The sequence below is a fragment of the Pseudomonas sp. CDFA 610 genome, from assembly GCF_021147865.1.
Taxonomy (GTDB): Bacteria; Pseudomonadota; Gammaproteobacteria; order Pseudomonadales; family Pseudomonadaceae; genus Aquipseudomonas; species Aquipseudomonas alliivorans.
Genome location: NZ_JAGTPM010000007.1, coordinates 293,095 through 308,583 on the forward strand (window position 1 = coordinate 293,095; position 15,489 = coordinate 308,583).

Sequence of the window (15,489 nt, forward strand, 5' to 3'; positions counted from 1 at the left end):
TGATGATGTATTTCTGTGCAGATGTTGTGCGTCGGCTCGGCCATGCGTGTGAAACAGGCCGACCGACCCGGATCCCTCCTTTTCAGCGCTGGCTGACCGTTGGCTGCACCTTCACACTGACACTTGCACTGGGAGCCTGCTCTGCCGGCAAAGCACCGGAAAAACTGCCTGTGCGGGTATCGGTCCAGACGGTTCAAGCGCAGGACATCGCCACACAGGTGGTGCTCAGCGGCGATATTCAGGCACGCAAGGTTACCGACCAGTCCTTTCGAGTATCGGGCAAGCTGGTAAAGCGATTCGTGGATGTGGGTGATCGGGTGCACGTCAATCAGGTGCTGGCCAAACTGGACCCGCGCGAGCAGCGCACAGGTCTTGAGTCCGCCAGCGCCGAAGTTGCAGTGAGGGAGTCCCGGCTGCATCTTGCCGAGCAGAATTATCAGCGCCAGCAACGCTTGTTGCCCAAGGGTTACACCAACCTCAGCGAGTACCAGCAGGCGCGCTCCAGTCTGGAAAGCGCGCGTGGTGATCTGGCGTCTTTCAAGGCGCAGCAGGCCACTGCCCGTGAGCAGGTCGGCTATACCGAACTGCTTGCCGTCGCAGACGGTGTGATCACCGCACGGCAGGCCGAAGAGGGTCAGGTGGTGCAGGCTGCCGCGCCGGTTTTCAGCCTGGCACACGATGGCGAACGCGAAGCGGTGTTCGCCGCTTATGAATCGCTGCTCGGCACCGACCGGATCGGAGACCGGGTCGCGATCAGCCCGGTCGGCCAGCCCGATATCGAGCTGATCGGCAGGATCCGCGAAATCACCCCTATCGTTTCCACCACCAGCGGCACGTTACGCGTGCGCGCCGTACTGCCGGACACCTCTCCCGCTCCGGGTCTCGGATCAGTGGTAAGCGCCCGACTCGACAATCATGCACAACGCGCTTTCGTCCTGCCGTGGTCGGCGCTGACACGCTCGCAGGGGCAGCCCGCAGTCTGGCGAGTGGATGACCAGTCTCTGGTCTCGTTGCAACAGATCAGGGTGCTGCGATACGAACAGGGTCAGGTGCTTGTCGCAGAAGGACTGTCCGAAGGCGACCAGGTGGTCTCTCAGGGCCTGCAATTTCTCTACGCGGGGCAGAAGGTCGAAGTGGTCGGGCAGACCGAAGGCGAGGATGGCCTTGCAGTCGCTGCCTCACAGATCACTGCCTTGGAAAGACAGCGATGAGCATCCACTCCCGCCAGCCTCGAATCCTGACCTGCAGTTGGCTGGCCTGCGCAGCGTTGATCGCCCTGCCCGGCTGCCGCGACAAACCGGTTCGTGAAGTGATCGAGCGACCGGTACTGTTCACTGAAATTGTCGAGCCACACCACGCGTTGCATGGCCGTTTCGCGGGCAGCATTCAACCGCAGTACGAAGTCCCGCTGGGGTTTAGAGTCGCCGGGCGTATCGCCACCCGTCAGACCGAGGTCGGCAAGGCCGTGCGCAAGGGCGATCTGCTGGCCACTCTGGAACCCAGCGAGCAACAGAATCAGCTGCACGCCCGGCAAGCGGAACTCAGCAAGGCACACGCTTCGTGGCAACAGGTTCGTGACGAGCAGTTGCGCTACCAGCAATTGTTCGAGCGCGGCGTCGGCTCACGGGCGCGGCTCGATCAATTGAGCAGCGACCTGCGCAATCAGGAAGCCTTGCAGCAGCGCGCCGACATCGCGTTGCAGCAAGCCCGCGACCACCTGTCTTACACCCGTCTGCTGGCGGAGTTCGACGGACTGGTGACCGACTGGCGTGCCGAGGTCGGCCAAGTGATGGCTGCCGGAGAACCGGTGGTCAGCCTGGCGCATCCCGAGAGCCGCGAAGCGGTGGTCGATCTCCCGGTCGGTCTGGTCGCTTCGCTGACTGACCACGCGCAGTTCCGGGTGTCGTCACCCTTGAACGCTCAGGTTTCGGTCACAGCACAGATTCGTCAACTGTCTCCGCAAATCGATGCCACCACCCGTACTCAACGGGTACGGCTGACTCTGAACCATACACCGGATCTATTTCGGATCGGCTCGACCGTCAGCGTCGAGATCAGCGGTTCGGCGCCAACATCCCATCGACTGCCTGGCAGCGCTGTCGTGCAACGCGACGGCAACGCACAGGTATGGGTAATCGACACGCGGACGTCGACCTTGAGCCCACGTGTGATTCAGGTGCTGGCGCGCAACGGCTCGACAGTTCAGGTCGAGGGCGAATTGCAGGTCGGCGACAAGGTCGTCACCGCGGGCGTCAACACCATGCAGTCCGGCCAGAAGATTCGCATGCAACGAGAGGTCGGTTTGTGAGGGAGCGCTTCAATCTGTCGTCCTGGGGCCTCAGGCATCGCACGCTGGTCTGGTACATGATGTTCGTTTCGCTGCTGATGGGCAGTTGGTCGTTCCTGAATCTGGGCCGTGAGGAAGATCCATCCTTCGCCATCAAGACCATGGTGATTCAGGCACGCTGGCCTGGCGCGACCCTGAATGACACCTTGCAACAGGTAACGGATCGCCTGGAGAAAAAGCTCGAGGAAATCGACGCGCTGGACTACGTGAAAAGCTACACGCTGGCTGGCGAATCCACCCTGTTCGTGTTTCTCAAGAGCGAAACCCGCAGCGCAGACATTCCCGAGGCCTGGTATCAGGTGCGCAAGAAGATCAGCGACGTGCGCGGCGAACTGCCCGCCGGCATTCAGGGTCCGGCGTTCAATGACGAGTTCGGTGATGTGTTCGGCAGCATCTACGCCTTCACGACCGATGGCCTGTCGTTTCGCCAGTTACGCGACTACGTCGAGCAGGTACGGGCCGATATCCGCAGCGTGCCCAATCTGGGCAAGATCGAGCTGCTCGGCGCTCAGCGAGAAGTCATCTATCTGAACTTTTCCATTCGCAAACTGGCTGCACTGGGAATCGACCAGCGTCAGGTGCTGCAAAGCCTCCAGGCCCAGAACTCGGTCACACCGGCAGGCGTCATGGAAGCGGGCCCCGAGCGCATCGCGGTCAGGGCCAGCGGCCAGTTCACCAGCGAGGAAGACCTTCTGGCGGTCAACCTGCGCTTGGGCGACCGTTTCTTTCGCCTCAGCGATCTGGCCACGGTCGAGCGCCGTTACGCCGACCCGCCCTCTTCTCTGTTCCGTTTCAACGGTCAGCCTGCCATCGGCCTGGCGGTGGCGATGAAACAGGGCGGCAACATTCAGGCCTTCGGCACGCAGTTGCAGCAGCGCATCGAAGAACTGACCACCGAATTGCCGCTGGGTATCGACGTGCACCTGGTGTCGAGTCAGGCCGACGTGGTCGAAAAAGCCATCGGCGGCTTCACCCGCGCCTTGTTCGAAGCGATCCTGATCGTACTGGTCGTCAGCTTCATCAGCCTGGGCATACGTGCCGGCCTGGTCGTGGCCTGTTCGATCCCGCTGGTGCTGGCACTGGTCTTCGTGTTCATGGAGTACAGCGGCATCACCATGCAGCGCATTTCCCTCGGCGCCCTGATCATCGCCCTGGGACTGCTGGTGGATGACGCCATGATCACCGTGGAAATGATGGTGACCCGCCTGGAGCATGGCGACAGCCGGGAGCAGGCCGCAACCTTCGCCTACACCTCGACCGCTTTTCCCATGCTGACCGGCACATTGGTGACCGTCGCGGGTTTTGTACCGATCGGTCTAAACCACAGCTCGGCGGGCGAATACGTGTTCACCATGTTCGCCGTGATCGCGGTGGCGCTGCTGCTGTCCTGGCTGGTGGCGGTGTTGTTCGCGCCGCTGATCGGCGTACACCTGCTCAAGGTGACCGCCGTGCATGCGGCTCCGGGACGCTGGATGCGGGGTTTCAGCCGGTCGTTGGTCAAGGCGCTGGAACATCGCTGGTGGGTAATCGGCATCACCACGCTGATGTTCATGGGCTCGCTGTTCGCCGGCAAACTGCTGCAGAACCAGTTCTTCCCGGATTCGGACCGGCCGGAAATCCTCGTCGACTTCTACCTGCCGCAGAACGGCTCGATCGAAGGCACCCGCCAGACCATGGACCGCTTCGAGTCCACCCTGAAAGACGACCCGGACGTGCTGCACTGGAGTTCCTACGTCGGCAAGGGCGCAGTGCGTTTCTACCTGCCGCTGGATCAGCAACTGAGCAACCCGTTCTACGGCCAGATGGTCGTCGTCAGCCGAGGTGGCGAAACCCGCGACCGGTTGATCGAGCGGCTGCGCCAACGCTTTCGTGATGACTACGTAGGTGTCGGCGGCTACGTGCAGCCACTGAACATGGGGCCGCCTGTAGGTTGGCCGATTCAATACCGGATCAGCGGACCGGACATTGAACAGGTGCGCAGCCAGGCCATGACGCTGGCCGCCCTGCTCGACACCCACCCCAATATCGGCCAGGTGATCTACGACTGGAACGAACCGGGCAAGGTGCTGAAAATCGACATTGCGCAGGACAAAGTGCGTCAGTTCGGCCTGTCATCCGAGGACGTCGCGCAGATTCTCAACAGTCTGGTCAGCGGCACGACCATCACTCAGGTGCGCGACGACACCTATCTGGTCGACCTTGTGGGGCGCGCCGAAAGTGATGAGCGCAGCTCGATCCAGACCCTTGGCAGCCTGCAGATCCCGACGCCGAATGGCTCGACTGTACCGCTGCTGTCATTCGCCACCCTCAGCTATGAGCAGGAGCAACCGCTGGTCTGGCGTCGCGACCGCCTGCCGACCATTACCCTGAAAGCCAGCGTGCTCGGCAAGCTGCAACCGGCGGCCCTGGTCAAACAGCTCAAACCCGACGTCGATGCGTTCACCGCCGGCCTGCCCGTGCGCTATTCGGTGGCCACCGGCGGCGCCGTCGAAGCCAGCGCCCGCTCACAGGGTCCGATCCTGAAGGTCGTACCGTTGATGCTGCTGCTGGTCATAAGCTTTCTGATGATCCAGTTGCACAGTGTGAAAAAGCTGCTGCTGGTGGTCAGCGTGGTGCCATTAGGATTGATCGGTGTCGTCGCCGCACTGCTGATTTCCGGCTATCCGCTGGGCTTCGTGGCGATTCTCGGCGTGCTGGCGCTGATCGGCATCATCATCCGTAATTCGGTGATTCTGGTGACCCAGATCGACGAATTCATGGCCGCCGGTGAAAGCCCTTGGGCGTCGGTCATCAAGGCTACAGAGCATCGATGCCGGCCCATCCTGCTGACGGCCGCCGCCGCCAGCCTGGGCATGATACCGATTGCCCGAGAAGTGTTCTGGGGACCCATGGCCATCGCCATGATCGGCGGCATCGCTATCGCGACCCTGCTGACGCTGTTCTTTTTACCTGCGCTGTATCTGGTTTGTTATGGGATCAGGCCGAAAACAGATGACATCTGATAAAGCACAATCCACCCATCATCACTCCTAGAAATATCTTGTATCACCTCGGCACGCCTACTTAATGTCTTGCAAAACCGTTAGCCTGCTCAGCATTCCATTCTGAACGGCCCGGGCACGGTAAAGCGTGCGTGAAGCCCGATTGCACGAGCGAGACCCGTGATGCCCCATTCCGCCCAAACTTCCCACGGCAACCCCACCATGACCCGCGGTCTGGTGATGTTGTTTGCGTTCTGCTGCGGCGCTATCGTCGCCAATATCTACTACGCCCAGCCAATCATCGAACTGATCGCGCCGGACATCGGCCTGTCCAGCACGGCGGCGAGTCTGATCGTGTCGCTGACGCAGATTGGTTATGCGCTGGGTCTGTTCTTTCTGGTGCCGCTGGGTGACTTGCTGGAAAACCGCAAGCTGATGCTGCTGACCACGGCAGTCGCGACATTGAGCCTGCTGGGCGCGGCATTTGCCGAGCAGCCGAATCTGTTTCTGCTGGTCTCGTTACTGGTGGGCTTCAGCTCGGTGTCGGTGCAGATGCTGATTCCGCTGGCGGCGCATCTCGCACCCGAGGAAACGCGAGGCCGGGTGGTCGGCGGGATCATGGGCGGTCTGCTGTTGGGTATTCTCCTGGCACGGCCGATCTCAAGCCTGGTGGCCGATCACTTCGGCTGGCGGGCAGTGTTCGGCTCGGCGGCGGTGGTGATGATCGGCATCAGCGTCGTGCTCGCGACCACCATGCCCAAACGTGTGCCCGATCATCGTGCCACGTATGGCCAATTGCTGTTTTCCCTGTGGACCCTGCTGCGCACCCAGCCGGTGCTGCGCCAACGGGCGTTCTATCAGGCCTGCATGTTCGCGACGTTCAGTCTGTTCTGGACGGCGGTGCCATTGGAGTTGTCGCGCAATCATGGCTTGTCGCAAACCCAGATCGCCATTTTTGCGCTGATCGGTGCCATCGGTGCCATCGCCGCCCCCATCAGCGGCCGGCTGGCTGACGCGGGCCACACCCGAATCCTGTCGTTGGGCGCACTGCTGCTCGGCGCGCTGAGCTTCCTGCCGGGGCTGATTCACCCCCTTTACAGCGTCATCGGCCTCGCCGTCACTGGCGTGGTACTGGATTACTGCGTACAGACCAGCATGGTGCTTGGCCAGCGCACCGTCTACGCGCTGGACGCTGCCAGCCGCAGCCGACTCAACGCGCTGTACATGACCAGCATCTTCCTCGGTGGCGCGGTCGGTTCGGCAGTGGCAAGCCCACTGTTCGACCATGGCGGATGGACCTGGGTGCTGATCGTCGGTACAGCGCTGCCGCTGGTTGCGCTGCTGGCATTCCTCAAAGACTCAGCTGGCGGAAGAGCGGCACGGGTCAGCCAGGGTTGAGTGCAGCCAGATCCTTTTTTCGCGGACAGAACAGCCTGTCCGCGTTCTTTCAAAATCGCCCTTCTTCTGCCTGAAGCCCTCTATCTCGATGATTGAACGATGTAACGCTGCACTTTGCACACGAATTACCGGATAATCGCGCCGCGACGGCGTGGTCCGCTCGCCCTTCTGTTTCTTTCCCGCATCAAAAAGCTCGCACTTCCGGCAGCGCGATTGAACACGGATTGTACAAACGCCTCACGACCAGGCCCTCTATCTGCCATGCAGTTGATCTGCCATCGGCACGCACTTCTCGACATTCGAACAAGGCAAAACAGCAATGGACGCAGCACCACCCGCTCCCTCACCCGCCGCTCGCAAGATTTCAGCGATTTTTGCCAGGATATCCTTCGGTATCGGCAGCATGATCGGTGTCCTGTGGAGCATCTTCACCTACCTTTTTCCAGACCCGAGCGTGCTGGGCCTGAATGTCGACTCGATCAATTGGCAGACCCTCATCACCATCGTCGCCAGCATGACGCTGTGCGGCGGACTGGGCATCGCGATCATGGCCAGAAAACTGCCCGGTTTCCTGAAAACGGGCGTCTGGCTGTTGCTGACACTGATCCTTTGCGGGGTGTTCTTCAAGCTGGGTGGCGAGTATGCCAAACCCTCGGTGGAGTTTGCCCGCAGCCAGAAACTGTTCGTTGAAAACGACAATGCCAACGTGTTCGGCAAGCGTGCCGAGACCGTCGACAACCTGACGCTGGAGCTGCTGGAGTGTGATCAGAACGGCCAGGCACCCACCTGCACGCTGGAGCTGGTGAACAAGAGTCCGGACCGTGATTTCCGCTTCCTGAACCCGGTGAGTCTGTTCGACGAAACAGGCGGTGCGTTGAACATGATCCAGATGCGAGTCGGTGATACGAAGTTCGATCGCTGGGATTCATTTCAGTTGATCCGTCACGTTCCGACCCGCGTCACGTTGACCTTCGAGGCCGCCAAGGGCCGACTCAAACTGTCCCCCGCACTCAAGCTCACGTTCCGTGATCGCGAAAGCAAGGAAAACGTGCTCAAGTTCAAGGATGTGAAGGTCAACTGATCGAGAAGGTCGTTTGATGACCGAGCGGCCACAACAGGCTCGGTCATTGGTCAACGCATAAGCGGCTGGATAGAGGCGGCAATAGCGGGAGACGGCTTGCCAGCGATGGCGTCATCCCCAGTCACTGATGAGTCGGCCCTGGGAATCGAATCGCCGGCAAGCCGCCTTCCGCCGTCAGCGAATCGACTTCTCCAGCCACTGGGCCAGATCTGCCACTTCGGTCTCGCTCAGGTTATGCCCCAGCCCCTCATAGCCATGAAACTCTGGCTTCAAGCCGAGCGCCTTCAAGGTCTTCTCAGCGTCAGGACCACTGGCGTAGGAGACCTGGCGATCTTCGGCACCATGACCGATGAACACTTTCAGCGTCTTGAGCGCCTCTTCAGGCTTGAGTTCGGACTTCACCACCGGTAGCAGACGTCCACTCAGCGCAGCGATTCCGCCGACCAGCATTGGCTGACGCAGTGCGACCTCATAACTCATCATTGCCCCCTGACTGAAGCCCACCAGAAACACCTTGTCAGGCCGGGTCTTGTACTTGTCCGTTGCCTGACCGATGAATGCCGTCAGACGCTGAGCGCTGCTTTTCAGGTCTGCAGTCACGCCGTCGTACTCGGTCACGCCGGGCTTTTGGGTGAACCACTTGTAGCTGTCTGGCCGTAACTGCACGGGAGCCTGAACCGACAGGTAGTTGTACGCAGCAGGCAGGTGATCCTTGAGGCTGAACAGATCCGCCGCATTGCTCCCGTAGCCGTGGATGAAGATCACGAGTGGTTTGTCGGGCGCGTCCATGGTGGCCTGAGCCAGGTAATCCAGCGGCAGATCCGTGTGTAACGTGTCTTGCGCCTGAACCAGTCCAGAGCAGACAAACAGCAAAGCGGCGAAAAATTTCAGCATCAGTCAATGACCTCTGGTGCACGCTGCCCGAAGGCAGCGTCTTCGGTGGACGACGAATCAGAAACTAACACAGCCTCAATTCTGGAGGCTGCCTCGCGAGGCTTCGGGCTTGAGCAATTGCATCTGCTGGCGGTAGTCATCGGTAACCTGACGCGCCTGGCTGCTGCTGGTGATCACACGCGGGGTGATCAACACGATCAGCTCGGTGCGGTCCTTGGCCCTGCTGGTTCTGCCGAACAGCCATTTCAGACCCGGAATTCGGCCCAGATAAGGCACGGAGCTGACCGTCTCGGCGTTGTCCTGCTTGATGAGGCCGCCCAGCAACACGGTCTGACCACTTTGCGCGGCGACCTGAGTGGCTACCGAGCGCGTCGAAATGCGCGGGTTGCCGTTAAGGTCGGTGGAGCCGGTGTCGGCGTCGCTGACCTGCTGCTGAATGTCCATGTACACCAGACCACCCGGATTGATACGCGGCACCACATCGAGAATTACACCGGTCTGCACATATTCCACGCTGCTCAGCGTCGTGGCTGAAGCGTTGGTGTTGACCGTGGTCTGACTGATCGGGATGTTGTCGCCGACCTGGATCTGCGCCTGCTGGTTGTTCATCACCACCAGCGACGGCGCCGACAGCACCTGTGTGCGGCCATTGGTTTCCAGCGCACGCAGGGCGACCTGCAGGTTATTGCTGACAAACGAGTAGAACAGCGAGTCGGTGCCTGCCAGTACCGCCCCGCCAGCGCCCAGCGCGCCCTGACTGCCTGCGGTGTTGGTCACGTTGCCGGAGGTCCCGGCATTGCCCGCCAGACGGCCCAGATACCACTGAACGCCCATGTCCAGGTCGCCGGTCAGCTTGACTTCCAGAATGCGCGTTTCGATCTGTACCTGCAGTGGCGGGTTGTCGAGGCGCTTGATCGCCGACTCGATTTCCTTCCATTGCGCAGGACGCGTGCGGACCAGCAACTGGTTGCTGCTCTTCTGTGCGGTGATGCGGGTGCTGGCGTCCAGGGATTTGCTGTTGCCACCCGAACCGCCATCCTCTTCGCCGGCCGCGTCGGACTCTGCGCCGCCCTGCTCTTCAGCGTTTTCGCCGTCGGTACCGTTCTGGCTGTTCATGCCCTGGCTGTTGCCGAAGCCACCCCCGTTGCCGCTCATGCCATTCATGCCGTTGCCCATGCCACCGCCGCTCATGCCGCCGCTGCCCATGCCATTGGAACTGCTCATGCCGTTGCTGCCGGTGCCATTGAGCGACGACAGACTCGTGGTGCGCAGCCCGGGCGCGACCTTGGCGGCCGAATCTTCCTTGATCGCGCCGGTGCCGTAGATCTGCCGCAGGTATTTGGCCAGGTCAGTGGCCTTCATGTTGCGCACATCGTAGACGTACATCTGCGGCTCGTTGCCGCCGCCCTCGTCGATGGTGTGAATCCACTCGCCGACTTCGCGCAGGTATTCCGGCTGCGAGGAAATCGCAACAACCGAGTTGGTCCGCTCGATGGGCAGAAAACGCACCATGCCTGCCAGCGGCATGCCGCTGTCCGGGCCGAACATTTTCTGCAACTCAGGCATCAGTTCGCCGACCGAGGCCCGCTGCAGACCGAACACTCCCACCGACATGCCTTTGAGCCAGTCCACGTCGAAGGTGTCGATGGTGTCCTGATAGTTGGCCAGCTCATCGGGTGTACCGGCCATGCTCAACACATTGCGAGCGGGGTCAACCAACAGGAAGGCGTTTTCGCGAGCGAAGGGTTTGAGCAGCTTCTGCATTTCGTTGGCCGAGATGTAGCGCAGCGGGAACAGCCGCGCCGACATGCCGGCCGATGGCTGGGCGACGCGCATTTCCGGAACCAGCTTGCCCGCAACGGCCTGGTTGGACGGCAGGATCACATAGCGATTGCCCTGCTTGATCATGGCGTTGTCGGTCCAGGACAGCAGGGTTTCGAGAATCGACAGCGCCTGCTGCTTGTTGACCGGTTTGGACGTCGAGAAACTCACATCACCCTTCACACCCTGAGCAATGCTGTAGTTTTCGTGCAGCAGGTCACCCATGATGCTGTTGATCACCGCCTGAATCGGCTGGTTGGTGAAGTTGAAGACGATGTCGCCCGTCTCCCCTGCCTTCGCTGCCGGAGCAGAGGCAGGCTGGCGAATGAAACGCTGGTTGCCTTGAATGATCTGGCGTTGCGGCGAGGCCGTTGACGACTGAGGCTGTGCCTGTACCGGCAGCTGCTCGCTGCGCGGATCCACTGGCGGACGTTGTGAACCGGTTCCCTGGAGCGCTTCCTGCAGCATGCCATTGTCGGGGTCGAGGGTGTCCTGCCGGGATGCACAGCCGCCAAGGGCGACAGCGGTGGCGAGACAAAGCAAGGGGGTGCGCAAGGTAGCGATGGCGGAAACTCCAGAAAAGGTACCCATCACAGGGTGGAATCGTTGGTAAGGGAAATCGGGGGTGTCGTCGACGGTGGCGGCAGACGCGGCGCAGGCAGGCGCAAGGTCTGCGTGCGGCCGTCGAGGCTGAAGGTGGCCTGCATCGGATCGAGCTGTTCCAGGGTCCAGCCGTTACCCAGCCTGTCACCCTGTTTCACTTTCAGTGCCGGACCACTGGCCTGCTTGAGCAGTGCCACACGCAACGTACCGTCGAGAACGACACCGGTCAGCGTAAGGCCGGAAAGGCTGGCGACCTGTACATCGCTCTTGCCCACCGCCTTGTCAGGGCTGCGATCGGTGCTGAACAGCGGGGTTTTCCAGGTATTGGCCAGACTGTCCAGCGTCGCAGTGGGCGCGCTGTGGGTCTGTGCCGCATGGTCAACCGGGTTGCGTGGCGCCTGCTCGGGCAGCCAGTCCGGCGAATGGGCAGCGCCACTGAGAATCAGCGTCGCCAGTGCGGTCAGCACGGCGGTGATGCCGAGCAAAGCCCACTCCAATGGACGCAATGAGCGAATCATTGCTCGCCCTCCCCGGCTGAAGCCGGTTGCAGATAGCCGCGTACCAACAGGTGCGCCACCAGCTTGCCGGCGCCGCCAGTGGCGGGGGCATCGGTGTCGCGGCGCAGACTCATTTCATCGACGAACAGGAACGGGCGCTGGTACTCCAGCGCATGCAGGATCGCCGTCAGCGGCTCGATGGCGCATTCCAGTGTCAGGCTGACCTTGACCTGCCGGTAAGGCTCGGCGCTGTCCTGCTCCGGGGTAATCGGCATGCGCTGGGTCAGCGCGCAGCCACCGCCGGTGTTGGCCTGATTGCTGATCAGGTCGGCAACACGCTGCATCAGGTCAGCAGCGACTGCGCTAGGATCATCGCCCGGCAGCAGACTGGTGCTGCTGGCCGGATCACTACGGGCCTGCTCCAGTTGTGCACGCAAGATGTCAGCCTGTTTCAGCAATCCGGCATAGCGTTGCTGTTGCTCGCGCAACTGTTCGGTCTGCTCGCTGATATCGCGAAGAGGGCCGGCGAACCAGCTGTCGATCAGCAGCCAGTAGGCCAGATAAAGGACCAGCGCCAGAATGATCAGCGCCGCACCCCGCCGCTCACGGCTATTGAGTGGACGACGCATCGGCGCTCTCCTGCGATTCCGATTGATCGGACTGATCCTGCTGCGGGCTCTGACGCAGATGCGCACGCAATGAGTACTGGTCTTTCCCGGTTTTGCTGTCCGGCTGGATCACCCCCTGAAACTGGGCGTTGTCCAGGCTGCGGCAGTCCTTGACGCGGGCGATCAGCGCACTGGCCTTGGCGCTCTGACCTGCAAAGGCCACCTCGGCGCTGTCGCTGATTTCCAGATGATCGATCCAGGTGTCTGACGGCAGGCAGGCAGTCAGTTCACTGAGCAATGCCGACAGAGGCGGTTGAGCAGCCTTGCGGCGAAGCAGGTAATTGGCGGCGCCACGGGTATTGGTCAGTTGCTGACGCAATTGCTGAACTTCGCTGACCTGGGCTTTCTGTGCCTTGACCTCGGCCTGCATCTCTTCAAGCAATTGCTGACGGTCGTTGAGCCACAGCAGCATGGTGCCCAGCAGCAACCCGGCGCAGATCCACAGCAGCCAGCGTTGCAGGCGGTAACCTGAATGCGATTGCTGCGGGCGCAGCGGTGCCGGCAACAGGTCAACACTCAGGCGCGCTTCGGGTGTGCCGACGTCCACAGTGTCGGGCCGCAGACCAAGCGCAGCGCACGCTTGCAGAATGGCGTCCAGGCGCTGGCGCAGCACGGCCACCAGCCGGACCTGAATGAAGCCGGCATTGCGACTTTCCTGACGGGCGACGAAGTACAACTGACTGGCATCGAACGGCGTAAAGCGGTCCAGTTCGTAGCCCACCACGGTCGACAGGTTGCGCGCCGCTGCAACGGGCAGTTGCAGGGTCTGCACCAGCACCAGAGACGAGGGCAACAGCAGGATCTTCTGTGCATTGACGCCGGTGATGGCAACCGGTTCGACCAACGGCCAGACATACACCTGCTGGACAGTTTCGCGAACCAGCCACCTGCGCACACGCGGCGGCAGGCAGGCGCGCAATTCTGCGCTCCACCATTGCCAGGCCTGTTGCCCCAGACTGCCACGCCATTGCTGGACGACCCGGTCGCGCAAAGCGATCACCGGTGCCAGACGTGCTGAAACGGATGCATTCATTCTTGCCAACGCAATACCCGATAGGGCTGTGCGCCTCCCTCCGATGGGCTCAATAACACAATGGTCTGTAACAGGGCGACTACGCCGCCCGGTCGTTCTGCGCGGCTGTCGATGGCCAGTACCTCACCGGCATCGGCTCCCACCGCGCTCTGGTTCGGCAAGTTCAGTGCCCGGCGCAACAGCGCCGAGGCAAAAGCAGGATCGGGCCGGTCCAGCCCGCTCCATAACGTCACTTCCGGCAACAGCCGGGTGTACAGCGCCTGCGTCATGCCCGGCAACTGTCGTATTTCTTCAACCACACGCAGCGGCGCCTGACCGTCATCCCGTTGCGCCTCCACGGTCTGGGCGATACTGCTGGCCAGATTGCGGTTCGCCCCACAGGCCTGCAACAGACGAGCAATATCGGCCGCCGGAGCGCTGTTGAGGTCCAGCTTGCCACGCTCGCTGCGAATACTGACCAGCAACTGCGTGTCATCCATGCGCAACGCCACTGGCCGTCCATCGGCCACCCAGCGTTTGCGCTGCGCAGGGTCCAGCAACCCCTGCACCGCCATATTCAAGCCACCTTCCGCCGCGAGCAGCGCATAAGTGTTCTGCCGCAACCACAGCGCCTGACGGCTTTCCAGTTGCACCCAGCCGGCCAGTCCGCCCAGCAGCAGGCTCAGCACCGCCAGCACCCACAACACCACCAGTAACGCCACGCCCTGCTGGCGCTTATGAAAATGCTTCACTGCCCGCCCGCCCCACCCGATAGATCCAGACGCAGGGCGACCACTTCGCTGATCCAGGGAATCGAGCCCTTGACCTGCGCATCAATGCGCACCGCACCGGGCAGGCGGGTCGGCCAAGGCCATTCGTTCAGCCATCCCGTGGGCTTGCCTTTCGGCGTCCGGCCACGGTAACTGAAATTCAACGATTGCACGTTGTGCAATAACACCTGTGGCTCACCCCAGGGTTCAAGCGTGATGCCATTTGATGTGGTTCTGATCCGGGAGAACGCCACCTGCAGGTCACGATCCCCCTCAGGTCCTTTCAGCCCGAGAGTATGCAACTGGATGCCACCACCCAATTCTCCCGGCAGCGTGGCCACGAACCTGAGATCCTGCGCCGTACCCTCAAAAAAACCACTCTTGGCGTCATCTTCAGCGGAGGTGTCCAGCGGCAGCGCCTGACTGATGGATGAGCGCAGAAACGCCTGTGCCGCGCGCATCTCATCCAGCCCCACGGTGTAGCGCTCGGCCTTGAGCACCGCGCGATTGGCACCCAGCAAGGCACCCGCGACCAACACCAGTAACACGCCCAACAGGCTGATCACCAGCAGAACTTCCAGCAGCGTGAAACCGCGCTGACCGGCCTTCAAGACCCAGCACCGGTCACGGCGCCGCGCAGCCGCAACGTGCTGAACTGCACACGCCGCTGATGCTCAAGCAGCGTCAGGTCCAGGCGAAACAATCTGGCCTGGTCGTTACCGCCCGAGACCTGACGGATTTCCAGACTCCAGTCGATACCGGCCACCCGCCCCTTGCGCGTCCCGTTTTCAAGCGGGCCGCCGCTTTCCTGATCGAACACCGTGCGCGCCGCGTGACTCAGCCGATCACTGTGGGACACCTGTTGCAAGGAGCGTGCGCTCTGCCCGAAAGCCACCAACAGCACGCCACTGCACACAGCCATCACGGTCAGCGCGGCAAGCATCTCCAGCAAAGTGAACCCGGACTGCGACACTTTCATTAAAGGGGACGCACCTGGACGCTGCCGGTCAGCCAGCCAATGTCTATGCGCCAGCGACGATCGCCGTCAGCGACCATCAGGTTGCCGCCGCTGGAGCCACCATCCGGATAAAACTCCACCGCCGACCCCAGGTCGGAAGCCGTCTGCATCGTCACCTGCAAATGATCGGGCCAGTGCTGTTCACGCTTTCCCGGTGCCTTGAAGGTCAGATGACGCAGGTCGAATTCAGTACGTGCCGGCTGGCCGGTCACGATGGCCCGAACCCGCGTGGCACGCAATGCCTCGACCATGTCGCCGACCGCACGACGTTCACTGGCGGTGCTCAACCCCTGTTGCAGACCGAAACCCACGAGGCCGACAGCGATGCTCATCAACACCAGCACCACCAGCATTTCCATCAGGGTAAAACCACGGCTTGCAACAGACGATTTCATACCG

General features: G+C 61.6%; 14 protein-coding genes. 5 read left to right on the forward strand and 9 right to left on the reverse strand.

Annotated elements, in window-relative coordinates; genetic code table 11:
* The first annotated feature begins 2 nt into the window (after positions 1-2).
* The 5 genes from KDX39_RS15215 (at position 3) to KDX39_RS15235 (ending at position 7,807) form a co-directional block, all read left to right on the forward strand.
* Positions 3-1,211, forward strand: a complete 1,209-nt coding sequence (locus KDX39_RS15215; RefSeq protein WP_231660933.1) for an efflux RND transporter periplasmic adaptor subunit — start codon at positions 3-5, stop codon at positions 1,209-1,211.
* Positions 1,208-2,308: an efflux RND transporter periplasmic adaptor subunit gene (locus KDX39_RS15220; RefSeq protein WP_231660934.1), complete on the forward strand. Its 1,101-nt coding sequence runs from the start codon at positions 1,208-1,210 to the stop codon at positions 2,306-2,308. The genes KDX39_RS15215 and KDX39_RS15220 overlap by 4 nt, the downstream gene beginning before the upstream one ends.
* Positions 2,305-5,349 carry an efflux RND transporter permease subunit gene (locus KDX39_RS15225; RefSeq protein WP_231660935.1) on the forward strand — a complete coding sequence of 1,015 codons (3,045 nt, stop codon included), beginning with the start codon at positions 2,305-2,307 and terminating at the stop codon, positions 5,347-5,349. Before KDX39_RS15220 ends, KDX39_RS15225 begins: the two co-directional genes overlap by 4 nt.
* A 162-nt stretch (positions 5,350-5,511) precedes the next feature.
* A complete protein-coding gene (locus KDX39_RS15230) occupies positions 5,512-6,726 on the forward strand; it encodes an MFS transporter (RefSeq protein ID WP_231660936.1) in 1,215 nt (404 codons plus the stop codon).
* Positions 6,727-7,045: 319 nt separating this feature from the next.
* Positions 7,046-7,807 (forward strand): hypothetical protein, encoded by a 762-nt coding sequence (locus KDX39_RS15235; RefSeq protein WP_184323374.1) that lies wholly within the window; start codon positions 7,046-7,048, stop codon positions 7,805-7,807.
* A 174-nt stretch (positions 7,808-7,981) separates the two neighbouring features.
* Here KDX39_RS15235 and KDX39_RS15240 read toward each other — a convergent pair whose 3' ends face one another.
* From KDX39_RS15240 to KDX39_RS15280, 9 genes are all read right to left on the reverse strand, one after another.
* Positions 7,982-8,701, reverse strand: a complete 720-nt coding sequence (locus KDX39_RS15240) for an alpha/beta hydrolase (protein WP_231660937.1) — start codon at positions 8,699-8,701, stop codon at positions 7,982-7,984.
* Between the two features lie 75 nt (positions 8,702-8,776).
* Positions 8,777-11,113 carry a type II secretion system secretin GspD gene (gspD, locus tag KDX39_RS15245; RefSeq protein ID WP_231660938.1) on the reverse strand — a complete coding sequence of 779 codons (2,337 nt, stop codon included), beginning with the start codon at positions 11,111-11,113 and terminating at the stop codon, positions 8,777-8,779.
* Positions 11,113-11,643 (reverse strand): general secretion pathway protein GspN, encoded by a 531-nt coding sequence (locus tag KDX39_RS15250; protein ID WP_231660939.1) that lies wholly within the window; start codon positions 11,641-11,643, stop codon positions 11,113-11,115. Before KDX39_RS15250 ends, gspD begins: the two co-directional genes overlap by 1 nt.
* Positions 11,640-12,251, reverse strand: a complete 612-nt coding sequence (gene gspM, locus KDX39_RS15255; RefSeq protein ID WP_231660940.1) for a type II secretion system protein GspM — start codon at positions 12,249-12,251, stop codon at positions 11,640-11,642. Before gspM ends, KDX39_RS15250 begins: the two co-directional genes overlap by 4 nt.
* A complete protein-coding gene (locus tag KDX39_RS15260; protein WP_231660941.1) occupies positions 12,232-13,323 on the reverse strand; it encodes a type II secretion system protein GspL in 1,092 nt (363 codons plus the stop codon). The genes gspM and KDX39_RS15260 overlap by 20 nt, the downstream gene beginning before the upstream one ends.
* Complete coding sequence (locus KDX39_RS15265; protein ID WP_184323369.1) at positions 13,320-14,054, reverse strand: type II secretion system protein GspK; 735 nt, start codon at positions 14,052-14,054, stop codon at positions 13,320-13,322. The genes KDX39_RS15260 and KDX39_RS15265 overlap by 4 nt, the downstream gene beginning before the upstream one ends.
* Complete coding sequence (locus tag KDX39_RS15270) at positions 14,051-14,683, reverse strand: prepilin-type N-terminal cleavage/methylation domain-containing protein (protein ID WP_231660942.1); 633 nt, start codon at positions 14,681-14,683, stop codon at positions 14,051-14,053. The genes KDX39_RS15265 and KDX39_RS15270 overlap by 4 nt, the downstream gene beginning before the upstream one ends.
* Positions 14,680-15,051 (reverse strand): type II secretion system protein, encoded by a 372-nt coding sequence (locus KDX39_RS15275; RefSeq protein WP_231660943.1) that lies wholly within the window; start codon positions 15,049-15,051, stop codon positions 14,680-14,682. The genes KDX39_RS15270 and KDX39_RS15275 overlap by 4 nt, the downstream gene beginning before the upstream one ends.
* The gene (locus KDX39_RS15280) at positions 15,051-15,485 is read right to left on the reverse strand and encodes a prepilin-type N-terminal cleavage/methylation domain-containing protein (protein WP_257109335.1); all 435 of its coding nucleotides are present in this window, start codon (positions 15,483-15,485) and stop codon (positions 15,051-15,053) included. Before KDX39_RS15280 ends, KDX39_RS15275 begins: the two co-directional genes overlap by 1 nt.
* Positions 15,486-15,489 lie beyond the last annotated feature (4 nt).